This window comes from Thermus composti, assembly GCF_014647535.1.
GTDB lineage: Bacteria > Deinococcota > Deinococci > Deinococcales > Thermaceae > Thermus > Thermus composti.
The window spans coordinates 1-20711 of sequence record NZ_BMPJ01000028.1 but is presented as its reverse complement, the minus strand read 5'-3'; the positions used below and the strand labels follow the sequence as shown (position 1 = coordinate 20711).

Here is a 20711-nt window from a genome sequence, read left to right as displayed (position 1 = left end):
GCCTTACCCATCGCCTGGGTAGCTAGGGTGGCGGCGTGAATAGTGTCGGAGCGAATAACCGAAGAGGGGATTCACATAAAAGGTATAAACATCTTCCGAGACGGAAGGAGCCACATCTACAGGGGTAGACCCCACAAACAAACGAACCTGCTTTACCCCCGAAAGGTCGTCCCGTGCCTGCACCTGAATCGTCAAATCTTTGTTACTCTGCAAAACAATAGGTTTATCGGAGGGCTCAATAACCTCGAGGGTGGGCTTATCCAAGTCAAGGGTGAACTGGATGGATGGGCTCTCCTTTTCCACCGAGCCAGCGCTGGCCTTGGCGGTGAGGGTATAAACACCGGAAGCCAAAGAGGAGGGTAAGCTACCCTTCCACACGCCCCCCTGAGGGGAAAGGGATATGGAACCGTTGCCACTAGGGCCCTGATACTCAACCCGAACGCTATCCACCTTGGCCCCGGTGGCGGAGACCTTGACCTCCACATCCCGGGCGTTGGTGAACGCGCCATTCTGGGGCTGGCTAATGGTTACAGAAAGGTTGGCTGTCCCAGCGTTTGGGCTCGCTACCCGGCCACACCCTCCCAACAGGAGCAAAGCACCCGCTAGAGCAGCTCCCCCCAAAACCAAATATCTGCGCATTCTCCCCCTCCTACCTCTTGGGGCTTTGGATCTGATACTCCTGCGTCCAGGAAACCGTGTTGCCATTAGAGGTGGTCACGTACCACGTGACCTGGTAGCGCCAGTTCAAAGGAGACCCCTGCTGGAGATGCGACTCCGCCACCTGGCCGTCAAGGCTAAAGGTAAAGTGATCGGACGTGGTGGAGACAAAACGCTTCTGCCCCTCCACCTCCTCATACCCAGGCGGCACCCTCACACCCACAAAACCGCTACCCAAAGAGGAGCCTGGGGCCACCTCGTTGCCGGAGTCGTCCACCACCAGGTACTCGTACCGCTCCAGGTAGCCTCCGGGCGCTCCCGGGGCCACCTCCACGTAAGCGGTATTGGGAACCACGGTAATGTTCCCCTGGTCGTCCACCTCGTAACCAAGCTGGGCAGGCTCTAGACGCACCCGATAGGGTTGTTGCAAGAAAACGTCCGTGGAGCAAGCAGCCAGCGTCAGGACCAGCCCGAGGAATAGGAGCAAGCTTTGCTTTCTCATAAGCCCCTCACCCCATCATCTCCTCTCTCCACTTGGGATTGAGTATAGCAAAAGAAATCCGGGTAAGCCCCGCCAAGAAGTCCACGTTCTCCACCGCCACCTCCTTGGGCACCTCCAGGACCACCGGGGCGAAGTTCAGAATCCCCTTGATCCCCGCCGCCACCAGGCGGTCAGCGGCCTCCTGGGCCGCTTCCCGGGGCACGGTGAGGAGGGCGATCTCTATGCGGCCCGGGACCCTCTCGGGGAGGCGGTCCACGTGCTCAATGACCCCCTTGCCCACGGGCCTGCCCACCTTGGCGGGGTCCACGTCAAAGAAACCCCTGAGTTCAAAGCTCTCCCCGAAGCCCGGGTAGTCGGCGAGGGCGCTTCCTAAGCGACCCATGCCCACGATGCACAGGCCCCACTTGCGGTTAAGCCCCAGGATGTGGCGGAGTTCCCGTTTCAAAACGGGGACCGTGTACCCCACCCCCCGGGTGCCGTAGGAGCCGAAGTAGGAGAGGTCCTTGCGCACCTGGAAGGCGGTGACCTGGGCGAGCTCCGCCAGCTGCTCGGAGCTGGTGCGGTGCACCCCTTTGGCCTCCAGCTCTTCCAGAATCCGGAGGTAGGTCACCAGACGGTTGATGGCGGCGCTGGGAACCTTCATCGCACCTCCACGGCCTCGAGGCCCAAAGCCTTAAGCCGGGTCTTGTAAGCCTCCACCTCCCCTTCCGCCACCGGGCCCACCCGGACCCGGTAAAGCCCGTCCCGCACCAGGACCACGGGGAGGCCCATCTCCCTGAGCTTGCCCGAGAGGGTTAAGGCGTTCTCCTCCTTCTGGAAGGCCCCCACCTGAAGGTAAACCCTCTCCTCCGGGGGCAAGGCCCCCTGGCCCCGGTACACCTGGGCCCCGTAGGAGGCCAAGGCCTGGGCCACCCGGGAGGCCTCCGCCTCGGTGGCGTAGGGGCCCACCACCACCCGGGTGAGGGGGCCCGCGGCCTCGAGGCGGGCCGGGTACCCCTTGGCCTGGAGCTCCCGCTGAAGCTTCAAGGCGTTTTCCGGGTTGGCGAAGGAGCCCACGGCCACCCGGTAGCGCCCCGTGGGGGCCGGGGAGGGACTCGAGGGCGAAGGAGGCGAAGCCCTAGAAGGGGAAGCGGCCTCCGCCCTCGGCGGAGGTTCCTCCTTGGGGGCCTCGGGCAGGGGGATCACCGTGATCACGGTCTCCTCGGGCGGGGAAGGGGTCTCTGGAGCCGGAAGCGGCGTTCCCTGGGACGAGGCCTCGGGCCTGGGGGCAGGCGGCACCGCCCCGGGGGCGGCCCCCTGGGGCCTGGCGAAGGGGTTCACGCCCGTAAGGTAAAGGACAATCCCCGCCGCCACCAAGGCGATGAGAAGGAAGATCAGGAAGTCCAGCCAGTTCTCCCGAAGCCAACGCATCCTACCTCCCGAGAAGCGCCTTGGCCTCCGCCGAACCCAGCTCCGCCGCCCGGGCCAGGGCCCGCCGGGCCTCGGCCTCCCGGCCCAAGGCGGAGAGGGCCAGGCCCAGGTTGTACCAGGCGGGGGCAAGGCGGGGAGCTTGGGCGAGCACCTCTCGGAGAAGGAGCTCCGCCTCGCCGAAACGCCGCGCCGCCACCAGGGCCGCTCCCAGGTTGGCCCCCACCTCCGGGTCCTTGGCCTCCTGGTAGAGGGGGCGGAGGACGGCCGCCGCCTCCTCAGCCCGCCCCAGCTCCAAAAGGAGCGCCCCCCGGAGGGCCTGGGCCTCGGGGGAACCCACCCCTTCCACCAGGGCCAAGGCCTCCTCCTTCCGCCCCAGGGCGTAGGCCGCCTGGGCCCGGAGGAAAGCCCCGGAAGGCCCCGCCTCTTGGGCGTAGCGGTAGGTGTTCCCAAAGTCCCGAAGCCTCAGGTACGCGGCGGCCAGGGCCAGGGCCACCTGGGGCTCGGGGCTAATCCGGTAGGCCTGGCGCAAGGGCTCAAGGGCCCCCCGGGCATCCCCCCGCTCCAGACGGCGCTGGCCCAGGGCGTAGGCCGCCTCCCAAAGCCCGGGGTCCAGGGCCAGGGCCTCTTCCAGGTAGGCATCGGGGTTTTCCGAAAGCAGGGCCTTCCTCAGGAGGAGCCGGGCGCGGGCCGGGCCCTGAACCGCCTTTAGGCCCCGGTCCACCTCCCTAAGGGCCCGCTCCTTTAGACCCTCCTCGGCCAGGATCCGGGCCAGAAGGTCCCAGGCCTCCGCCTGGGCGGCGTCCCGGTTGAGGACCTCGTAAAGGACGGGCACCGCCTCGGCCCGCCTGTCGGCGGCGTAGAGGGCCTTGGCCAGGGCCAGGCGGTAGGCCAGGCTCCGCTCAGGGGCAAGCCCCCGCTTCAGGGCCTCCGCCGCCTCCCCCGCCCGCCCCGCCTGAGCCAAGGCCCCGGAAAGCCCCAGGTAGGCCTCCTCCGTGGGGTTTAAGGCCACCGCCTTGGAAAAGGCCTCGGCGGCCTCCTGGGGTTTCCCCAGGCGAAGGTAGACCTGGCCCAGGTTGTAGAAGCCCTCGTAGCGGTCCGGGAAGACCCGGGTCATCTGGTCAAAGGCGAAGCGGGCTTCCTCGAGGCGCCCCGCCCGCACCAGGGCCACCCCTAACCCCAGATGGGCCGCAAAGAGGCGGTAATCCCGGCTCAGGATCTCCTCGTAGGCCGCCGCCGCCTCGGCGTACCTGCCGGCCTTCAAAAGGGCTTCCGCCCCTTCCAGGGATACCTGGCCTGAGGCCAGCCCGGCCAGGAGGAGGATGGTTGGGAAAAAGCGCCTCGTCATAAATGCCTCCAAACCTGCCTTTGGCCTAAGCATAACACAGCCTTTGGGGCAAACTTGCTATGTTAAGGACGTGGACCCCATCCCCAGGCCCCTAGACCTGGAAAGTCCCCGGGTTTTGGTGCTCAACGCCGCCTATGAGGTCCTGGGCCTCGCCAGCATCAAGCGGAGCGTCCTTTTGGTCCTCTCCGGCGGGGCGGAGATGGTGGCGGAAAGCGGCCGCTACCTCCACACCCCCTCCACCCGGATCCCCGTCCCCAGCGTGATCCGCTTAAAGCGCATGGTCCGCCGCAGGCCGGGCCGCGTGCCCCTCAACCGCAGGAACGTCCTCCGGCGCGACCGCTACACCTGCCAGTACTGCGGCCAAAAGGGCGGGGAACTCACCGTGGACCACGTCCTCCCCAAAAGCCGGGGCGGGCTTAGCACCTGGGACAACCTGGTGGCGGCTTGCCGCGCCTGCAACCTTAAGAAGGGGAACCGCACCCCGGAGGAGGCGGGGATGCGGCTTCTTAAGCCCCCCAAGCCCCCCCTCCTGCCCCTTTTCCTCTCGGACCTCAAGGAGGTCCCCGAGGCCTGGCGGCCCTACCTGGAAGCCCTCCTCCGGTGAGGGCTTACCGCCGCACGGTGAGGAGGACCGCCCAAAGGACCAAAGCCGCCCCCAGGTAGCCCAAAGGGGCCAGGACCTCGCGGAAGAGGAGGAAGGCGAAGAGGTTGGCCACCACGGGCTCGAGGGTGGCCACCACGCTGGCCCGGGTGGCGGGAAGGCGCCTAAGCCCAGCGTAATAGGCCAGATAGGCCCCGTAGGTGGAGAAAAGCCCCAGGAAAAGCAAGGCCGCCCAGGCCCGCCCGCTCAAGGGCGCGAAGTCCACGAAGGGCCAAAGGGCCAAGGCCCCCACGGGCAGGGCGTAGAGGAAGAGGGTGGGGGTGGCGTAGCGGGGCAGGTAAAGCTTGCCGAAGATGTAATAAAGGGCGTAGGTGAAGCCGGAAAGCAGGCCGAAGAAAAGGGCGAGGAACCCCGCCCGGACCTCGCTCCCCCCGCCCAAGCCCATGAGGGCCACGCCCAAAAGGGTGAGGGCCACGGCAAGAAGCCCTTTCCGGTCCAGGGGCTCCTTGAGGATCAGGTGGGAGAGGAGGGCCACCCAGGCGGGGGCGGTGTAGAGGAGCACCGAAGCCAAAGCCGCTCCCCCATAGTCCACCGCCAGCTGGTAGGCCCCGTAGAAGAGGGCCACGGAGACCACCCCGAAGAGGACGAGGGCGGGGAGGTCCCGCCGGGCCACCCGCACCTGCCCCAGAAGAAGAGCGTGCAGGGCGAAAAAAACCCAGGCGATGGCCGCTCGGAAAAAGGCCACGAGAAGGGGGGAAAGCCCCTCTTGGAAAGCGATCCGGCTAACCGGCCCGATCAGGCCCCAAAGGGCGGCGGCGAGGAGCAGGTACACGTAACCCATGGACGGAGTGTATAATCCCCCCGATGTCCTTGGGGAGGTTGGCATGAACGCGCGCCTGTTCTTTGCCCTGGTCTTCTTGCTCCTCCTTGCCCTCTTCGCCTGGCTCAACTGGGGGGAGCTCACCAAACCCAGCGTCCTTTCCCTGGGGCTCACCCGGGTGGAGGCCCCCCTGGGCCTAAGCCTGGTGATCGCCCTGGGGGTGGTGACCCTCCTCTACCTTCTCTTTTCCATCGGTCTGGAAACGGCCGCCCTCCTGGAGGTGCGGCGCTACGCCCGGGAGCTTCTCCACTACAAGAAGCTGGCGGAGGACGCCGAGCAAAGCCGCTTCACGGAGCTTAAGCGCTACCTCGAGGCCGAGTTCCAGCGCCTGGCCGAGGCGGAAAAGGCGGAGCTAAAGGCCCTGGCGGCGGAGATCGCCGACACCCTGGAGAAGCACGGCAACACCCTGGCCGCCTACATCGGCGAGCTGGAGGACCAGCTCCTCCGCCTCCTTAAGGCCAAGGAATAAAGGAAGGGGGCGGCCCGCCCCCCCGCCCCTCTTTAAACCCCTACTCCACCAGCTCCACCAGGGCCAAGGGCGCCCCGTCCCCCCGGCGGCGCTCCGCCAGCTTGAGGACCCGGGTGTAACCGCCCTGGCGGTCCCGGTAGCGGGGGGCGATCTCGTCAAAGAGCTTGCGCACCAGCTTCACGTCCTGGAGGTCCCGGAGGACCAGCCTGCGGGCGTGGAGGTCGCCCCGCTTGGCCAGGTGGATGAGGTGGTCCACGAAGCCGGTGAGCTCCTTGGCCTTAGGCACCGTGGTGGTGATGCGGCCATGGGTGAGAAGGCTCTTGGCCTGGTTCCGGTAGAGGGCCAGGCGGTGGGAAGAGTGACGGTTCAGCTTCCTTCCAGACTTTAGGTGGCGCATGCTCTCACTCCCTTAGGGAAAGGCCCTTTTTGGCCAGGGCCTCCTGGATCTCCTCCAGGCTCCTTTCCCCGATGCCCGGGATGTTCTTGAGGTCCTTTAGGTTCAGGGCTAGAAGGGCCCGCACCGACTCAATGCCCTCCTCCTTGAGGCTGTGGAGGACGCGGGTGGAAAGCCCAAGCTCCTCCAAAGGCAGGTCCAGGTTCTCCTCCGCCCCCTTGACCCCCCCTTCCGCCTTGGGCTCGGGAAGGACGGCCTCCTCCCCTTGGGGATTGGCGAAGTAGGAGAGGTGCTCCTTGAGGATCTCCACCGCCTGGTTCAGGGCCTCCAGGGGGGTGATGGACCCGTCGGTCCAGATCCTCAAGGTGAGCTTGTCCAGGTCGGTGCGCTGGCCCAACCGGGTGTCCTCCACCTGGAAGGCCACCCGGCGCACAGGGGAGAAGATGGCGTCCACGGGGATGGCGTTGATGCGGTCCTTGATCCCGTGCTTCTCCGCGGGGACGTACCCCACGCCCCGGTCCACCCGCACCTCCATGTAAAGCCTCCCTCCCTCTTCCAGGGTGGCGATGTGGAGGTCAGGGTTCATGATCTCCACGCTGCTATTGGGGGTGAAGTCCCTGGCGGTGACCTCCTTGGGGCCCTCCGCCTTGAGGACCAGGGTGGTGGTCTCCATCTTGGGGTCCAGGAAGCGGACCACCAGCTCCTTGAGGTTGAGGATGATCTCCACCACGTCCTCCTTCACCCCGGGGATGGTGGAGAACTCGTGGAGGACGTCCTCAATGTACACGCTGGTGACCGCCGTCCCAGGGATGGAGGAAAGGAGGATGCGCCTTAGGGGGTTGCCCAGGGTGACGCCAAACCCCCGCTCCAGGGGCTCCAGGACGAACTCCCCGTACTCCCGCCCCTGCGTGCGCACCGTGAAGACCGGGGCCTTGAGCTTGCTCTCTAACATAAGCCTCCTCTCAAGCCCGGGGACTACCTGGAGTAGAACTCAATCACCAGCTGCTCGTTCACGGGCAGGGCCAGGTCCTCCCGGTCGGGCAGGCGCAGGAAGGTCCCCTTCATGTTCTCCAGGTCCAGGGAGAGCCAGGACCCCACCTTGCGCCCCTTCATGGCCTCGAGGTTCTCCCGGATGAAGGCCAGGTTCCTGCTCCGCTCGGCGATGGCGATCTCGTCCCCTGGCTTCACCCGGTAAGAGGGGAGGTCCACCCGGCGCCCGTTCACGGTGATGTGTCCGTGGCGCACCATCTGCCGGGCCTGGCGGCGGCTCACGGCGAAGCCCAGCCGGTAGACCACGTTGTCCAGCCGGGACTCCAGAAGCCCCAAAAAGACGGTACCCGTGACCCCCTTCTTCTTGCTGGCCTCCTCAAAGAGGTTGCGGAACTGGGTCTCGGAGATCCCGTAGATGCGGCGGAGCTTCTGCTTCTCCCTCAGGCGCACGGCGTAGTCGGAGGGGCGGCGGGAACGCCGCTGCCCGTGCTGCCCCGGGGGGTAAGGGCGGCGCTCCATGGCGCACTTGGGGCTGTAGCACCGCTCCCCCTTGAGGTAAAGCTTCACACCCTCCCGGCGGCAAAGGCGGCAAACTGGTCCGATATAGCGACCCATCTTCTCCCACTCCCTTACGAGGCTTTACGGAACTTCTTCTTGGGCCGGCAACCGTTGTGGGGAACAGGGGTGTCGTCCACGATGGACTTCACCTGGAGCCCGGAGGCCTGGAGGGCCCTGATGGCCTGCTCCCGGCCCGCTCCCGTGCCCCGAACGATCACGTCCACGCTCTGCATCCCGTAGGCCATGGCCTTCTTGGCGGCGTCCATGGCCGCAAGCTGGGCGGCGTAAGGCGTGCCCTTGCGGCTTCCCTTGTAGCCGATGACCCCACCCGAGGACCAGGTGATGGGGTTGCCCTCGGGGTCGGTGATGGTGACGATGGTGTTGTTGTAGGAGGCGTGGATGTACGCCCTCCCCGTGGCCACTTGCCGTTTGACCTTCTTCTTTGTCTTCTTGGCCATACGCTCCCTCTCGGAGTATCCTCTGGCCCAAGCCTACTTCCTAGGCGCCTTCTTCTTACCGGCCACCGTCTTGCGGGGCCCCTTGCGGGTGCGGGCGTTGGTCCGGGTGCGCTGGCCCCGCACGGGCAGGCCCCGGCGGTGGCGAAGGCCCCGGTAGCAGCCGATGTCCATGAGCCGCTTGATGTTGGCGGCCACCTCCGCCCTAAGCTCCCCTTCCAGCTTCCAGGTGTTTTCCACGTACTCGCGGAGGCGGACCACCTCGGCCTCGCTGAGGTCCTTCACCCGGGTAGCGGGGTTGATCCCCGTTTTCTCCAACGCCTCCTTGGCCCTGGCCTTGCCGATGCCGTAGATGTAGGTGAGGGCCACGTCCACCCGCTTGTTCCTGGGAAGCTCTACGCCTGCGATCCTCGCCACGACTCCTCCCTACCCCTGCCGCTGCTTGTGCTTGGGGTTTTCGCAGATCACGTATACCCGTCCGTGCCGGCGAATCACCTTGCACTTATCGCAGATCCTCTTCACCGATGCCCTAACCTTCATGCCTGGCCTCCTACTTGCGGTAGACGATACGGCCCCGCGTGGGGTCGTAAGGGGTAATCTCCACCACCACCCGGTCCCCGGGCAGGATACGGATGTAGTGCATGCGCATCTTGCCCGAGATGTAGGCTAAAATCTCGGGCCCCGAGTCCAGCTTCACCCGAAACGTGGTGTTGGGCAAAGCCTCGGTGACCACGCCTTCCGCCCGAATGGTGTCCTTCTCCTTCGCCATACCCCTCCTATTGGGCCCGCACCAGGGAAACCCCGGTGAGGAGCTCCGGTCCCTCCTCCGTCACCAAGACGGTGTTCTCGTAGTGGGCGGCGAGGTTGCCCTTGCCGGCGCTCGCCGTCCAGCCATCTTCCAATATTACCACAGGCGCTGGGCGAAGGGTGACCATGGGCTCGAGGGCCAGGGTCATCCCGGGACGGATCTTGGGACCGGTTCCCGGCTTGCCGAAGTTGGGGACCTGGGGGTCTTCGTGGATCTCTCGCCCCACCCCGTGGCCCACAAACTCTCGCACCACGCCGTAGCCCCGGCTTTCCAGGAAGGTCTGGACCGCGTGGGCCACGTCCCCGATGCGGTAGCCCGGGCGCAGGTACTTTAGCCCCTCAAAGAAGGCCGCCTCCGTGTCCCGGATGAGCCTTTCCGCCTCGGGGGAGACCCGGCCCACGGGAAAGGTGCGGGCCATGTCGGCGGCGAACCCCTGGTAAATGAGGCCCACGTCCACGGAGAGGATGTCTCCCTCCTTTAAAGGCTCGTCCGAGGGGATGCCGTGGACCACCACCTCGTTCACCGAGGTGCACAAGGTGGCGGGGAAGCCGTAGAGGCCCAGGAAGGCGGGCTTGGCCTTCCGCTTTTTGATGGCCTCGTAGGCGATCCGGTCCAGCTCCTTGGTGGTGATCCCCGGCTCCACGTGGCGGGCTACCTCCTCCACCACCTCGGTGAGGAGGGCTCCCGCCTCCCGCATGCGCTCAATCTCCCAGGGGCTTTTCAGCTTGATGGCCATCTAGATCCCCAAGGCGGCCCGGATGCGGGCGTAAACCTCATCGGGCGTGCCGAGGCCGTCCACCCGCTGCAGGACCCCCTTCTTCTCATAGTACTGGATGAGGGGCTCGGTCTTCTCCCGGTAAACCTCGAGGCGCCGCCTTATCGTCTCCTCGTTGTCGTCGGAGCGCCCCTCCAGCTCCGCCCGCTTGAGCATCCTGCGCACGAGCTCCTCCTCGGGCACATCCACCAGCACCACCCCGAGGAGCCGGGTGCCGGTCTCCTCGAGGAGGCGATCCAGGGCCTCCGCTTGGGGAAGGGTGCGGGGAAAGCCGTCAAAGATGACCCGCTCAGCCAGCTCCTCGCGAATCAAGGCCAGGATGAGCTCGTCGGGCACCAGGTCCCCCCGGTCCATGATGGGCTTGACCTGCCGCCCCAAAGGGGTGCCCCGGGCCACGTTGTCCCGCAGGATATCCCCCGTGGAAAGCTTCTTGAAGCCAAGTTCCGCCGAAAGCCTCGCCGCCTGGGTGCCCTTTCCCGCTCCAGGCGGACCCAAAAAGATCACCGCTTCGCCCACGCCCACCTCCCTAGCGGCTCCGGCCGCGGACGCGGCCCTTGGAGAGGAAGCCCTCGTAGCTTCGCAGCATCAACTGGCTTTCAATCTGCCTAAGGGTGTCCAGGGCCACCCCCACCACGATGAGGAGGCCGATCCCCGAGAAGGCGATGCTCCTTACCCCGGTGAGGTTCTGGATGATCTGGGGCAGGGCGGTCACCAACCCCAAGAAAAGGGCCCCCCAAAGGGTCAGGCGGGAGACCACGTGCTCCAGGAACTTCACCGTGGGTTCCCCCGGGCGGATCCCCGGGATGAAGCCCCCGTACTCCCGCAAGGACTCGGCGATCCGCTTGGGGTCAAACTGGACGGCGGTGTACACGTAAGTGAAAAGGATGACCAGGAGGACCTCCAGGATAAGCCCCGAGGGGCGGGTGGGGTCAAAGAAGTTGGCGATGGCTTGGAGCACGGGGTTGTCCTGGAAGGGGGCGGTGAGGAAGATGGGGATCTGCAGGATGGCGGCGGCGAAGATGATGGGGATCACCCCGGCGGCGTTGAGCTTGATGGGGATGTAGGTGGCCTGGCCCCCGTAGACCCTGCGGCCCACCACCTTCCGGGCGTACTGGACGGGGATGCGCCGCTCCGCCTGCTGGACGGCGGCCATGCCGGCGAAGGCCAGGACGATGAAGGCCAGGAAGAAGAGGAAGGCCACCAGGTTAACCTCCCCGGTGCGGATGAGGCCGACGGTGCGCAGGATCTGGGGAAGCCACTCCACCACGATGCCGGCGAAGATGATGAGGCTCGTGCCGTTACCGATGCCGTACTCGGTGATGCGCTCGGCCATCCAGAGGAGGAGGGCGATCCCCGCCACCTGGGTCACCACCACCACGAACCAGAAGAAGGGCCCCGGGGACCAGCCGGGAAGGAGGAACCGCCCCCCCTCCGCCCCCAGAAAGGCCGTGGCCAGGAAAAAGCCCTGGAAGGCCCCCAGAGCGATGCCGCCGATGCGGGTGTACTGGTTGATGATGCGGCGGCCCTCCTCCCCCTCTTTGGAAAGCTTCTCCAAAGCCGGGACCACGTTCACCAAAAGCTGCATGATGATGGCCGCCGTTATGTAGGGCATGATCCCCAGGGCGAAGATGGAGAAGCGCTCAAAGTTGCCCCCGGAAAAGAGGTTGATGATGCCAAAAACCCCACCCTGGGCCGTGCGCAAGAACTCCTGGATCTTGTCCAGGTCCACCCCCGGGGTGGGGATGAAGGCCCCGAGGCGGTAGGCGGCCAGCAGCAAGAGGGTGAAGAGAACCCGCTGACGGAGCTCGGGGATCTGGAGGGCGCTCCGGAAGGCCTTGAGCATCCTAGGCCTCCAGCAAAACGGCCTCGCCGCCCGCCGCCTTCAACTTTTCCTGGGCGCTCTTGGAGAAGGCATGGGCCACCACCCTAAGGGGCTTTGCCTCCCCCTCGCCCAGGATCTTGAGCCGGTACCCCTTCTTCAGAAGGCCCGCCCGCACCAGGAGCTCCGGGGTGACCTCCCCCTCAAAGCGGGCCAGGTCCTTGAGGTTCACCCCTTGGTACCGGGGGCGCTTGATCTCCCCCGGCACCTGGCCCTGCATGCCCCGCTTGGGCAGGCGCATCAGGGTGGTGGAGCGGCCGCCCTCAAAGCGGCGAGGGTCCTTGGTCCCGCCCGAGCGGGACTTCTGCCCCTTGTGGCCGCGGGTGGCGGTCTTGCCGTGGCCGGAGCCCGGACCCCGGCCCACCCGCTTCCGCTTCTTGTTGGCTCCCGGGTTCGGCCTAAGTTCAGAAAGCTTCATTCCACCACCTCCACGCGAAGAAGGTGGATCACCTTCTGGACGTTCCCCCGGATGGCGGGGGTGTCCTCGAGGATCCGCTCCTTCTGGAGCTTGGTCAGCCCCAAGGCCTTAAGGGCCGCCTTCTGGTCTTTGGGGTAGCCGATAGGGCTTTTGACCAGCTTCACCTTGAGCTTGGCCATCACTCCTCCCCACCGCGCCTCAGGCGCCGGACATCCTCCTGGGTCTGGAGCTGCTTCAAGGCCTCCATGGTGGCGTAGGCGATGTTGATGGGGTTGCGGCTCCCCAGCTCCTTGGTGAGGATGTCGGTGATCCCGGCAAGCTCCAGGATGGCCCGGGGCACCGCCCCGGCGATCACCCCGGTCCCGGGGGCCGCCGGCTTGAGGATGATCTTGGAGGCCCCGAACTCCACCTCAATCTCGTGGGGGATGGTGCCGTTGATGATGGGAACCTCCACCAGGTTGCGGCGGGCGTAGTACCCCGCCTTCTGCACCGCCAAGGGCACCTCGGGCGCCTTGCCCAGGCCGAGGCCCACCCGCCCCTGGCGGTCCCCCACCGCCACCAAGGCCCCAAACCGGAAGCGGCGGCCACCCGCCTGCATGCGGGCGGTGCGCCGGATCAGGATCATCTTCTCCTCAAAGTCGGTCTCGGGCATGGTTCCTCCTTAGAACTCCAGACCACCTTCCCGGGCACCCTCGGCCAGGGCCTTTACCCGACCATGGTACTTGTAGGGGCCGCGGTCAAACACCACCTGCTTGATGCCCTTGGCCAGAGCCTTTTCCGCCAAGGCCCGCCCCACCTGCCGGGCCACCTCGGTCTTGTTGCCCTTGAGTTTAAGGGCCAGGCTGGACTCCGCCACCAGGGTCTCCCCCTTCTCGTCGTCAATGATCTGGGCGTAAATGTGCTTGAGGCTACGGAAAACGGAGAGGCGGAGCCGGCCCGTGCGCTTGATGCGGTTGCGTACCCGGAACTTGCGACGCTCGTAAGCGGTAAGCCGTGCCATAGTCCCCCCTACTTCTTGGCCCCGGCCTTGCCGGGCTTGAGGCGGATGGGCTCGCCTGCGTAGTAAATCCCCTTCTCGTGGTAGGCGCTGGGCTTGCGGACGGCGCGGAGGTTGGCCGCCACCTGGCCCACCTTCTGCTTGTCAATGCCCACCACCCGGATGCGGTTGGGCTCGGGCACCTCAAAGGTGATGCCCTCGGGCGGCTCCACCACCACGGGGTGGCTGTAGCCCACGGTGAGCTCCACCGCCCGCCCCACAAGCCGCGCCCGGTAGCCGATGCCCTTGACCAAAAGCTCCTTCACGTACCCCTCGGAAACCCCTTTGACCGCGTTGGCGATAAGGGTTCGGGTCAGGCCGTGGAGGCTTTTGTGGCGGCGCTCGTCGGAAGGGCGTTCCACCCGCACCACGCCCTCCTCCACCACCACCTTGAGCTCGGGGGAGACGGGCACGGAAAGCTCGCCCTTCGGCCCCTTGACCTTCACCAGCCCCGGGGCCACCTCCACGCTAACCCCTTTGGGCAAGGGAATGGGTTGCCTGCCGATCCTGGACATCACCACACCTCGCAGATAAGCTCGCCGCCCACGCCCAGCTTCCGGGCCTCACGGTCCGTGAGCACCCCCTTGGACGTGGAAAGAATGGCGATCCCTAAGCCCCGGCGCACCCTGGGAATCTCCTTGACCCCCACGTAGACCCGGCGCCCCGGCTTGCTGATGCGGCGGATCTGGTGAATCACCTGCTCGGGCCGGGGATCGGGTCCTTGGCGGCGGGGACCGTACTTCAGGTAGATGCGCAACGCGGGCTTGCCGTCCACCTCCACCCGCTCGTACCCCTTGATGAACCCCTCCCGCGCCAGGATCTTGAGGATCTCCTCCTTAAAGCGGGAGGCGGGTACCTCCGTGCTCTCCTTGTAGACCCGGGTGGCGTTGCGGATCCGGGTCAGCATGTCGGCGATGGGGTCGCTCCACATTGTTCCTCTCCTTTTTCCTCACGTCTGGACCATGCGGTCTCGAGGGAACCCCCCCGACCGGCCACGGCCTACCAGCTGGCCTTCCTCACGCCGGGAAGCTGGCCCTTGTGGGCAAGCTCCCGCAGGCAAATGCGGCACAGCCCGAAGAAGCGGTACACGCTCCGGGCCCGGCCACACCGGACGCAACGGGTGTAGGCCCGCACCTTGAACTTGGGGGTCCGCTTGGCCTTCTCAATCAGCGCTTTCCTCGCCATCCTCGCCTCACTTTCTGAAGGGGAAGCCCAAGAGCTCCAGAAGGGCCCTGGCCTCCTCGTCGGTCCTCGCGGTGGTCACCACGGCGATGTCCATCCCCCGGAGGGCGTCCACCATGTCGTAGGTGATCTCGGGGAAGATGAGCTGCTCCTTCAGGCCCAGGTTGTAGTTGCCCCGGCCGTCAAAGCTGTTGGGGTTCACCCCGCGGAAGTCCCGGATCCGGGGCAGGGCCACGGTGAGGAGCTTCTCCAAGAAGATCCACATCCGGTCCCCCCGGAGGGTAACCCTGAGGCCAATGGGCATCCCCTTGCGGAGCTTGAAGTTGGAGATGGACTTCTTGGCCCGGGTGACAGCGGGCTTCTGCCCGGTGATGAGGGCGAGCTCCTGAGCCGCCTTCTCCAGGATGCGGGCGTCCTCCTTGGCCTCGCCCAGGCCCTGGTTGATCACCACCTTCTCCAGCCGGGGCACCTCCCAGATGTTCTGGTAGCCGAAGCGGCGGATGAGCTCCGGCCGGACCTCCTCGTAGTACTTCCGCTTGAGGGCAACGTCTAAGGGCATGCTACTCCTCCACGTCCAAGGACCCGCCGCACTTGGCGCAGGCCCGCACTTTACGCCCGTCCTCCAGGAACTTCTTCCGCACCCGGGTGGGCTTGCCGCAAGCGGGGCAGATGGGGCGGACCTTGGAGGCGTGCAGGGGCGCCTCCTTCTCAATGAAGCCGCCCTGGGGGTGCTGGGGGCTCACCCGCACCGCCTTCTTGACGATGTTCACCCCCTCCACGATGACGGCGTACTTCTTGGGCAAGACCTGCTTCACCTTGCCCACCCGGCCCTTGTACTTGCCGGAGGCCACGAGAACCGTGTCCCCCTTCTTCACGTGAAGCTTCACCCGCATCAAAGCACCTCCGGGGCCAGGGAGACGATCTTCATGAAGCCCTTCTCCCTTAGCTCGCGCGCCACGGGGCCAAAGACGCGGGTTCCCCGGGGCTCCAGCTGGTTGTTGACGATGACGGCGGCGTTCTCGTCAAAGCGAATGGCGGAGCCGTCGGGGCGCTTCACCTCCTTCTTGGTGCGCACCACCACCGCTTTGACCACGTCCCCTTCCTTCACCATGCCGCGGGGGATGGCCTCCTTGACGCTGGCCACGATGATGTCCCCCACGGTGGCGTACTTGGCGTTGGAGCCTTTAAGAACCCGGATGCACATGATCTTCCGGGCCCCGGTGTTATCGGCCACCTCCAGGTAGGTCTGGGGCTGGATCATGCCTTACCTCCCCGCTTGGAAAGGCTAGCGTAGTTCTGGCGGCGGATCAGGTACTTCTCCACCAGGTCCATCCGGCCCGACTCCACCAGGCGGAGCACCCTAAAGCGCTTCCGCTTGGAGATGGGCCGGGACTCGATGATCTCCACCACGTCCCCCACCTTGTACTTCTCCTCGGGGTCGTGGGCCAGGTACTTCTTGGAGCGCTTGATGACCTTGCCGTAGAGGGGGTGGGGGAACTGGCGCTCCACCAGGACCGTGACGGTCTTCTGCATCTTGTCGCTCACCACCACCCCGGTCAGCACCTTTTTAGGCATGGCTCCTCCTCTTCTCGTTGAGCACGGTCAGGAGGCGGGCGATGCTCCGCTTGAGGTCGCGGATCTTGTGGTTCTGGGAAAGCTGCCCGATGGCCGCCTGGAAGCGGAGGTCCATGAGCTCCCGCTTCTTCTTGCGGATGAGCTTCTCCAGCTCCACCGGGGAAAGCTTCCGCGCCTCCTCCAGTTCCTTGCGGATCTCACTGAGCTTCATCGTAGGCGTCCCTCCGCACGATCTTGGTCTTGATGGGGAGCTTGTGCCCGGCGATGCGCAGGGCCTCCATGGCCTGCTCCTCGCTGACCCCGGCCACCTCAAACATCACCCGGCCCGGCTTCACCACCGCCACGTACCCCTCCACGTTCCCCTTGCCCTTACCCATGCGCACCTCGAGGGGCTTCTTGGTGTAGGGCTTGTCGGGGAAGATGCGGATAAAGATCTTCCCCCCGCGGCGGAAGTGGCGCACCATAGCCACACGGGCCGCCTCAATCTGCTGGGCGGTGATCCAGGCGGGCTCCAGGGCCACGAGGCCGAAATCCCCGAAGGCCACGTAATCGCCCCCCTTGGTGGCCCCCTTCAGGCGGCCCCGTTGCTGTTTCCGGTACTTCATGCGCCTGGGCATCAGCATGGCCTACTCCTCCTTCTTCACGCGCACGGACGGGCGGCGGCGCCGGGGCCTCTCCTCGGCCTTGGGCATCTCCGTCTTGGGCTTGGCCTTCTGGGCGCCGATCACCTCGCCCAAAAACACATACGCCTTGACCCCCAGCACCCCGTAGGTGGTGCGGGCCAACGCGAAACCATAGTCTATGTTAGCACGCAGGGTGTGGAGGGGCACCCGGCCCTCGGCGGCCCATTCGGTGCGGGCCTGTTCGGCCCCGCCGATCCGGCCGGAGACAATGACCTTGGCCCCCTTGGCCCCCGCCTCCATGACCCGCTGCACCGCCTGCTTGATGGCCCGGCGCACGGCGAAGCGCCTCTCAATCTGTTCCGCCACCCGCTGGGCCACCAGGGGCGCGGAGAGGTTGGGGTTTTGGATCTCCTGGACGTTTAAGGCCACGTTCTTTCCCGTCATCTGGGCCAGGGTCTCCCGCAGGGCCTTGATGCGCTCCCCGCCCCGGCCGATGACCACGCCGGGCTTGGCCACGTGCACGGTCACCACCACGTTGTCGGCAGCCCGTTCAATGTCCACGCGGGCCAGGCCCGCCGGGTAGAGCTCCTTGGAAAGAAGCTCGCGGATCTGGTGGTCCTCCCAGAGGAGGTGGCGGTACTGCTTCTTGCCGGCGTACCAGCGGGACTCCCAGTCCCGGGTGATGCCGAGCCGGAAACCGATCGGGTGGATCTTATTTCCCATGCTTCTCCCCCAGAATCACCGTGATGTGGCTCGTCCTCTTCTTGATGATGTCCGCCCGGCCCCGGGCCCTGGGAAGCACCCGTTTGAGGGCCGGCCCCTCGTCCACGTAGGCCGCCTTCACGTAGAGGCGGTCTTCCAGCATGTTGTGGTTGTTGACCGCGTTGGCGGCGGCGGACTCCAGCACCTTGGCCACGTAGTAGGCCCCCCGCTTGTGGGTGTAGCGCAGGATGTTGCGGGCCTCCTCGAGGCTCTTCCCCCGGATCAGGTCCACCACCAGCCGGACCTTCCTGGGGGAGATGCGCACGTATCGGGCGATGGCTTTCGCTTCCATGGCTACTTCTTCTTGGTGGCCTTGGCCTCTTTGCCGTGCCCCCGGTAGGTGCGGGTGGGGGCGAACTCGCCCAGCTTGTGCCCCACCATGTTCTCGGTGATGTACACGGGCACGTGCTGCTTGCCGTTGTAGACCGCGATGGTGTGCCCCACCATCTCGGGCACGATGGTGGAGCGGCGGCTCCAGGTCTTGATGAGCCGCCTCTCCCCCTTGGCGTTGAGCTCCAACACCTTCTCCAGGAGGTGATCGTCTACGAAAACGCCCTTTTTCAAGCTACGCGGCATGGCTCACCTCACTTCCTACGGGCGAGGATGAAGCGGCTCGAGGGCTTGCGCCGCTTCCGGGTCTTAAGCCCCTTGGTCTGCCAACCCCAAGGCGAGGCCGGGGGACGGCCCCTGGGCGCCCGGCCCTCCCCACCGCCGTGGGGGTGGTCTACGGGGTTCATGGCGGCCCCGCGCACGTGGGGCCTGCGGCCGAGCCAGCGGCTGCGGCCCGCCTTGCCCAGGACGATGTTCTTGTGGTCGGCGTTGCCCACGGCCCCCACCGTGGCGTAGCACTCCCCGTGCACCTTCCTAAGCTCCCCCGAAGGCAGGCGGAGGATCACGTAGTCCCCTTCCCGGCCCTGGATCTGGGCGCTGGTGCCGGCGGAGCGGGCCAGCTTCGCCCCCTTCTGGGGTTCAAGCTCCACGGCGTGGACCACGGTACCCACGGGGATGAAGCGCAAGGGAAGGGCGTTGCCCACCTGAATGGGGGCGTCGGGGCCCGCCATCACCTGCTGCCCCACCTGTAGGCCCTCCGGGGCGATGATGTACCGCTTTTCCCCGTCGGCGTAGTGCAAAAGGGCGATGCGGGCCGAGCGGTTAGGGTCGTACTCTATGGCCGCCACCTTGGCGGGGATGCCCACCTTGTCCCAACGCTTGAAGTCAATGATGCGGTAAAGCCGCTTGTGGCCGCCGCCCCGGAAGCGCACGGTGATGCGGCCCTGGTTGTTGCGCCCCCCCGTCTTCTTCAGGGGCTTGACCAGGGACTTCTCCGGCTCGGTCTTGGTGATCTCGGAGAAATCCGCCACCGTCATGAAGCGGCGGCTCGGCGTGTAGGGTTTGAACTTCTTTACAGCCATTCTCTTCCTCCCTTGCCAGATCGGGGCCGGGCTCCCCTCCTGGCGGGGTCTAGATGAGGCCCTCCAAGGCCTCAATCTTCTGCCCGGGAGCCACCTGAACGATGGCCTTCTTCCGGTCGGGGCGCTTGCCCAGGTAACGGCCCAGGCGCTTCTTCTTACCCCGGACGTTCAGGGTGTTCACCTTCACCACCTTGACCTTGAAGGCTTCCTCCACCGCGTTTTTGATCTCGGTCTTGGTGGCCTTGGGGTGCACCCAGAAGGTGTACTTGCCCTGAGCGAAGCCGGCGTAGGCCTTTTCGGAAAGGACCGGGGCCAGGATCACGTCGTAGGCGGTCTTCATGCCTCACCCCCAATGCGGCTTTGGAACACCTCCCAGGCCTTCAGGTCCATGACCAGCCGCTCGGTGCGGAGGATGTCGTAGACGTTGAGCCCCTCGGGGGCCAGGGTGACCACCCAGGGCAGGTTGCGGGCCGCGCGGCGGACGAGCTCGCTTTCCGCCACCAAAAGAACGCTCTCGGAGCCGTCCAGCCCCACGCCTTGAGCCCAGGCCAGGAACTCTTTGGTCTTACCGTTCACCCCGGAAAACGCCTCCACGAGGAGAAGCTTCCCCTCTTTGGCCCGGTCGGCCACGGCCATGGCGAGCCCCGCCTTCCGCACCTTCTTGGGAAGGGTGTAGCTGTAGTCCCGGGGCTTGGGACCGAAGGCCACGCCACCGCCCACGAAGATGGGGGCCCCGATGTCCCCGTGGCGGGCCCGGCCCGTGTGCTTCTGGGGCCAGATCTTCCGGCCGGAGTAGGCCACCTCGCCCCGGGTCTTGGTGCTGGCGGTACCCCGGCGGCGCTTGGCCAGCTGCCAGCGCACCACCTCCCAGAGGAGGTGGGGGTTGATCTCCTGAGGAAGCTCGGCGGCAAGCTCCCGCTTTCCAGAGGCGGAGACGACAGGAATCTGGTACACCATGCCCTCCTTCATTCAGCCACCTTCTTGGTCTCGCGCACCACCACGAGGCCGCCGTTGGGCCCAGGCACGGCGCCCTTGACCAGGAGGAGGTTCTCCTCGGGAATCACGTCCACCACCTCGAGGTTCTGCACCGTGACCCGCTCCGCCCCGTAGTGGCCCGCCATCTTCTTGCCCTTGTACACCCGGCCCGGGGTCTTACGGTTGCCGATGGAACCAGGGTGCCGGTGAATCTTGTGAGCCCCGTGGGAGTCGGGACCACCGGCGAAGTTCCAGCGCTTCATCACCCCGGCGAACCCCCGGCCCTTGGAGGTTCCGGTCACGTCCACCCGTTCCCCGGGCTTGAAGATCTCCACGGTGACCACATCCCCTTCGGGGTTGAAGTCCCGGATCTCCCGGAGAACACGCACCGGCTCCACTCCTGCCTTGGCGAAGTGGCCCTTCATGGGGCGGTTAACCCGCTTAGGCTTCTGGGGAAGAAACCCGAGCTGCACCGCCAGGTAGCCGTCCTTCTCCGGGGTACGGCGCTGGACCACGGGGCAGGGGCCCGCCAGGATCACGGTGACGGGGATGGCCCGGTCGTCCTTATAGACCCGGGTCATGCCCACCTTGAGCCCAAGGATGCCCTTCACTTGCCACCTCCCACGGTCTTGATCTCAATCTCCACGCCGGTGGGCAGGTCCAGGTTCATGAGGCTCTCAATGGTCTTGCGGTTGGGGTTCAGAATGTCCACCAGGCGGTGGTGGGTGCGAAGCTCAAAGTGCTCCCGGGAGTCCTTGTGCTTAAAGGGCCCCCGGATCACGGTGAAGCGGCGCACCCGGGTAGGCAGGGGCACGGGGCCCGAGACCTGCGCCCCCGAGCGCCTTGCGGCCTCCACGATCTTCTGGGCCGAGGCGTCCAGGGTCTTGTGGTCAAAGCCCCGAAGCTTGATGCGGATCTTGGGCATACCTCACCTCACTCCAGGATCTTGGTGACGACCCCGGCGCCCACGGTCCGCCCACCCTCCCGGATGGCAAACCGCAAGCC

At 66.0% G+C, this 20711-nt stretch carries 40 protein-coding genes; 2 read left to right on the top strand and 38 right to left on the bottom strand.

The window, feature by feature from the left end; translation table 11 throughout:
* Positions 1 to 3: 3 nt before the first annotated feature.
* Genes IEX93_RS11875 through IEX93_RS09750 form a run of 5 tightly spaced genes read right to left on the bottom strand, consistent with a single transcriptional unit; the run spans position 4 to position 3914 of the window.
* On the bottom strand, positions 4 to 639 hold the full coding sequence (locus IEX93_RS11875) for an Ig-like domain-containing protein (RefSeq protein ID WP_371863176.1): 636 nt from the start codon (positions 637 to 639) through the stop codon (positions 4 to 6).
* Between the two features lie 10 nt (positions 640 to 649).
* Positions 650 to 1159 (bottom strand): hypothetical protein, encoded by a 510-nt coding sequence (locus IEX93_RS09765; protein ID WP_188848016.1) that lies wholly within the window; start codon positions 1157 to 1159, stop codon positions 650 to 652.
* A gap of 7 nt (positions 1160 to 1166) precedes the next feature.
* Positions 1167 to 1802 carry a redox-sensing transcriptional repressor Rex gene (locus tag IEX93_RS09760; RefSeq protein WP_188848015.1) on the bottom strand — a complete coding sequence of 212 codons (636 nt, stop codon included), beginning with the start codon at positions 1800 to 1802 and terminating at the stop codon, positions 1167 to 1169.
* Positions 1799 to 2569 carry an SPOR domain-containing protein gene (locus IEX93_RS09755; protein WP_188848014.1) on the bottom strand — a complete coding sequence of 257 codons (771 nt, stop codon included), beginning with the start codon at positions 2567 to 2569 and terminating at the stop codon, positions 1799 to 1801. Before IEX93_RS09755 ends, IEX93_RS09760 begins: the two co-directional genes overlap by 4 nt.
* Before the next feature lies 1 nt (position 2570).
* Entirely contained in the window at positions 2571 to 3914 is a 1344-nt protein-coding gene (locus tag IEX93_RS09750; protein ID WP_229906158.1) for a tetratricopeptide repeat protein, read from the bottom strand.
* Positions 3915 to 3993: 79 nt separating this feature from the next.
* Here IEX93_RS09750 and IEX93_RS09745 point away from each other — a divergent pair, with 79 nt between their 5' ends.
* Positions 3994 to 4518, top strand: a complete 525-nt coding sequence (locus tag IEX93_RS09745) for an HNH endonuclease (RefSeq protein WP_371863177.1) — start codon at positions 3994 to 3996, stop codon at positions 4516 to 4518.
* 4 nt (positions 4519 to 4522) lie between these two features.
* Here the strand turns inward: IEX93_RS09745 and IEX93_RS09740 are convergent, their stop codons facing one another.
* Complete coding sequence (locus tag IEX93_RS09740; RefSeq protein WP_188848011.1) at positions 4523 to 5356, bottom strand: DMT family transporter; 834 nt, start codon at positions 5354 to 5356, stop codon at positions 4523 to 4525.
* Between the two features lie 43 nt (positions 5357 to 5399).
* On the opposite strand from IEX93_RS09740, the gene IEX93_RS09735 reads away from it, so the two are divergent.
* Positions 5400 to 5864: a DNA cytosine methyltransferase gene (locus IEX93_RS09735; protein ID WP_188848010.1), complete on the top strand. Its 465-nt coding sequence runs from the start codon at positions 5400 to 5402 to the stop codon at positions 5862 to 5864.
* Positions 5865 to 5904: 40 nt separating this feature from the next.
* Here the strand turns inward: IEX93_RS09735 and rplQ are convergent, their stop codons facing one another.
* The 32 genes from rplQ to IEX93_RS09575 form a co-directional block, all read right to left on the bottom strand.
* Complete coding sequence (rplQ, locus tag IEX93_RS09730; protein WP_188848009.1) at positions 5905 to 6261, bottom strand: 50S ribosomal protein L17; 357 nt, start codon at positions 6259 to 6261, stop codon at positions 5905 to 5907.
* 4 nt (positions 6262 to 6265) lie between these two features.
* Positions 6266 to 7210, bottom strand: a complete 945-nt coding sequence (locus tag IEX93_RS09725; RefSeq protein ID WP_188848008.1) for a DNA-directed RNA polymerase subunit alpha — start codon at positions 7208 to 7210, stop codon at positions 6266 to 6268.
* Positions 7211 to 7233: 23 nt separating this feature from the next.
* Positions 7234 to 7863 (bottom strand): 30S ribosomal protein S4, encoded by a 630-nt coding sequence (rpsD, locus tag IEX93_RS09720; protein ID WP_188848007.1) that lies wholly within the window; start codon positions 7861 to 7863, stop codon positions 7234 to 7236.
* Between the two features lie 14 nt (positions 7864 to 7877).
* A complete protein-coding gene (gene rpsK / locus IEX93_RS09715; RefSeq protein WP_188848006.1) occupies positions 7878 to 8264 on the bottom strand; it encodes a 30S ribosomal protein S11 in 387 nt (128 codons plus the stop codon).
* A 33-nt stretch (positions 8265 to 8297) separates the two neighbouring features.
* Entirely contained in the window at positions 8298 to 8678 is a 381-nt protein-coding gene (gene rpsM / locus IEX93_RS09710; protein WP_188848005.1) for a 30S ribosomal protein S13, read from the bottom strand.
* A 9-nt stretch (positions 8679 to 8687) separates the two neighbouring features.
* Positions 8688 to 8801, bottom strand: coding sequence for a 50S ribosomal protein L36 (gene rpmJ / locus IEX93_RS09705; RefSeq protein WP_008633370.1), 114 nt, complete (start codon positions 8799 to 8801; stop codon positions 8688 to 8690).
* Positions 8802 to 8811: 10 nt separating this feature from the next.
* Positions 8812 to 9030 carry a translation initiation factor IF-1 gene (gene infA, locus IEX93_RS09700; RefSeq protein ID WP_003043942.1) on the bottom strand — a complete coding sequence of 73 codons (219 nt, stop codon included), beginning with the start codon at positions 9028 to 9030 and terminating at the stop codon, positions 8812 to 8814.
* A gap of 7 nt (positions 9031 to 9037) precedes the next feature.
* Entirely contained in the window at positions 9038 to 9805 is a 768-nt protein-coding gene (gene map / locus IEX93_RS09695; protein WP_188848004.1) for a type I methionyl aminopeptidase, read from the bottom strand.
* Complete coding sequence (locus IEX93_RS09690) at positions 9806 to 10366, bottom strand: adenylate kinase (RefSeq protein ID WP_188848003.1); 561 nt, start codon at positions 10364 to 10366, stop codon at positions 9806 to 9808. It lies immediately after the preceding gene.
* A gap of 4 nt (positions 10367 to 10370) precedes the next feature.
* Positions 10371 to 11687 carry a preprotein translocase subunit SecY gene (gene secY / locus IEX93_RS09685; RefSeq protein WP_188848002.1) on the bottom strand — a complete coding sequence of 439 codons (1317 nt, stop codon included), beginning with the start codon at positions 11685 to 11687 and terminating at the stop codon, positions 10371 to 10373.
* A gap of 1 nt (position 11688) precedes the next feature.
* Positions 11689 to 12141, bottom strand: a complete 453-nt coding sequence (gene rplO / locus IEX93_RS09680; protein ID WP_188848001.1) for a 50S ribosomal protein L15 — start codon at positions 12139 to 12141, stop codon at positions 11689 to 11691.
* The gene (gene rpmD, locus IEX93_RS09675; RefSeq protein WP_188848000.1) at positions 12138 to 12320 is read right to left on the bottom strand and encodes a 50S ribosomal protein L30; all 183 of its coding nucleotides are present in this window, start codon (positions 12318 to 12320) and stop codon (positions 12138 to 12140) included. The genes rplO and rpmD overlap by 4 nt, the downstream gene beginning before the upstream one ends.
* Positions 12320 to 12793, bottom strand: a complete 474-nt coding sequence (gene rpsE, locus IEX93_RS09670) for a 30S ribosomal protein S5 (RefSeq protein WP_188847999.1) — start codon at positions 12791 to 12793, stop codon at positions 12320 to 12322. The genes rpmD and rpsE overlap by 1 nt, the downstream gene beginning before the upstream one ends.
* A gap of 9 nt (positions 12794 to 12802) precedes the next feature.
* Positions 12803 to 13141, bottom strand: coding sequence for a 50S ribosomal protein L18 (gene rplR / locus IEX93_RS09665; RefSeq protein WP_188847998.1), 339 nt, complete (start codon positions 13139 to 13141; stop codon positions 12803 to 12805).
* A gap of 8 nt (positions 13142 to 13149) precedes the next feature.
* Positions 13150 to 13692 carry a 50S ribosomal protein L6 gene (gene rplF, locus IEX93_RS09660; protein ID WP_188847997.1) on the bottom strand — a complete coding sequence of 181 codons (543 nt, stop codon included), beginning with the start codon at positions 13690 to 13692 and terminating at the stop codon, positions 13150 to 13152.
* Positions 13692 to 14108 (bottom strand): 30S ribosomal protein S8, encoded by a 417-nt coding sequence (gene rpsH, locus IEX93_RS09655; protein WP_188847996.1) that lies wholly within the window; start codon positions 14106 to 14108, stop codon positions 13692 to 13694. Before rpsH ends, rplF begins: the two co-directional genes overlap by 1 nt.
* 68 nt (positions 14109 to 14176) lie before the next feature.
* A complete protein-coding gene (locus IEX93_RS09650; protein ID WP_008633399.1) occupies positions 14177 to 14362 on the bottom strand; it encodes a type Z 30S ribosomal protein S14 in 186 nt (61 codons plus the stop codon).
* Positions 14363 to 14369: 7 nt separating this feature from the next.
* On the bottom strand, positions 14370 to 14918 hold the full coding sequence (gene rplE, locus IEX93_RS09645; protein WP_188847995.1) for a 50S ribosomal protein L5: 549 nt from the start codon (positions 14916 to 14918) through the stop codon (positions 14370 to 14372).
* Between the two features lies 1 nt (position 14919).
* A complete protein-coding gene (gene rplX, locus IEX93_RS09640; RefSeq protein ID WP_188847994.1) occupies positions 14920 to 15252 on the bottom strand; it encodes a 50S ribosomal protein L24 in 333 nt (110 codons plus the stop codon).
* Positions 15252 to 15620, bottom strand: coding sequence for a 50S ribosomal protein L14 (rplN, locus tag IEX93_RS09635; protein WP_188847993.1), 369 nt, complete (start codon positions 15618 to 15620; stop codon positions 15252 to 15254). The genes rplX and rplN overlap by 1 nt, the downstream gene beginning before the upstream one ends.
* On the bottom strand, positions 15617 to 15934 hold the full coding sequence (gene rpsQ / locus IEX93_RS09630; protein WP_188847992.1) for a 30S ribosomal protein S17: 318 nt from the start codon (positions 15932 to 15934) through the stop codon (positions 15617 to 15619). Before rpsQ ends, rplN begins: the two co-directional genes overlap by 4 nt.
* Entirely contained in the window at positions 15927 to 16145 is a 219-nt protein-coding gene (rpmC, locus tag IEX93_RS09625; RefSeq protein WP_188847991.1) for a 50S ribosomal protein L29, read from the bottom strand. Before rpmC ends, rpsQ begins: the two co-directional genes overlap by 8 nt.
* Positions 16132 to 16557, bottom strand: a complete 426-nt coding sequence (rplP, locus tag IEX93_RS09620) for a 50S ribosomal protein L16 (RefSeq protein ID WP_188847990.1) — start codon at positions 16555 to 16557, stop codon at positions 16132 to 16134. Before rplP ends, rpmC begins: the two co-directional genes overlap by 14 nt.
* Positions 16558 to 16560: 3 nt before the next feature.
* Complete coding sequence (gene rpsC / locus IEX93_RS09615) at positions 16561 to 17280, bottom strand: 30S ribosomal protein S3 (protein ID WP_188847989.1); 720 nt, start codon at positions 17278 to 17280, stop codon at positions 16561 to 16563.
* Entirely contained in the window at positions 17270 to 17611 is a 342-nt protein-coding gene (gene rplV / locus IEX93_RS09610; RefSeq protein ID WP_188847988.1) for a 50S ribosomal protein L22, read from the bottom strand. The genes rpsC and rplV overlap by 11 nt, the downstream gene beginning before the upstream one ends.
* Before the next feature lie 2 nt (positions 17612 to 17613).
* On the bottom strand, positions 17614 to 17895 hold the full coding sequence (rpsS, locus tag IEX93_RS09605; protein WP_188847987.1) for a 30S ribosomal protein S19: 282 nt from the start codon (positions 17893 to 17895) through the stop codon (positions 17614 to 17616).
* Between the two features lie 8 nt (positions 17896 to 17903).
* On the bottom strand, positions 17904 to 18731 hold the full coding sequence (gene rplB / locus IEX93_RS09600) for a 50S ribosomal protein L2 (protein ID WP_188847986.1): 828 nt from the start codon (positions 18729 to 18731) through the stop codon (positions 17904 to 17906).
* 49 nt (positions 18732 to 18780) lie between these two features.
* The gene (locus IEX93_RS09595; protein ID WP_188847985.1) at positions 18781 to 19071 is read right to left on the bottom strand and encodes a 50S ribosomal protein L23; all 291 of its coding nucleotides are present in this window, start codon (positions 19069 to 19071) and stop codon (positions 18781 to 18783) included.
* On the bottom strand, positions 19068 to 19700 hold the full coding sequence (gene rplD, locus IEX93_RS09590) for a 50S ribosomal protein L4 (protein ID WP_188847984.1): 633 nt from the start codon (positions 19698 to 19700) through the stop codon (positions 19068 to 19070). Before rplD ends, IEX93_RS09595 begins: the two co-directional genes overlap by 4 nt.
* On the bottom strand, positions 19697 to 20317 hold the full coding sequence (gene rplC / locus IEX93_RS09585) for a 50S ribosomal protein L3 (protein ID WP_188847983.1): 621 nt from the start codon (positions 20315 to 20317) through the stop codon (positions 19697 to 19699). The genes rplD and rplC overlap by 4 nt, the downstream gene beginning before the upstream one ends.
* The gene (rpsJ, locus tag IEX93_RS09580; RefSeq protein ID WP_188847982.1) at positions 20314 to 20631 is read right to left on the bottom strand and encodes a 30S ribosomal protein S10; all 318 of its coding nucleotides are present in this window, start codon (positions 20629 to 20631) and stop codon (positions 20314 to 20316) included. The genes rplC and rpsJ overlap by 4 nt, the downstream gene beginning before the upstream one ends.
* Before the next feature lie 8 nt (positions 20632 to 20639).
* The coding region (locus IEX93_RS09575) for an EF-Tu C-terminal domain-related protein (RefSeq protein WP_188847335.1) at positions 20640 to 20711 on the bottom strand (72 nt) is incomplete at its 5' end.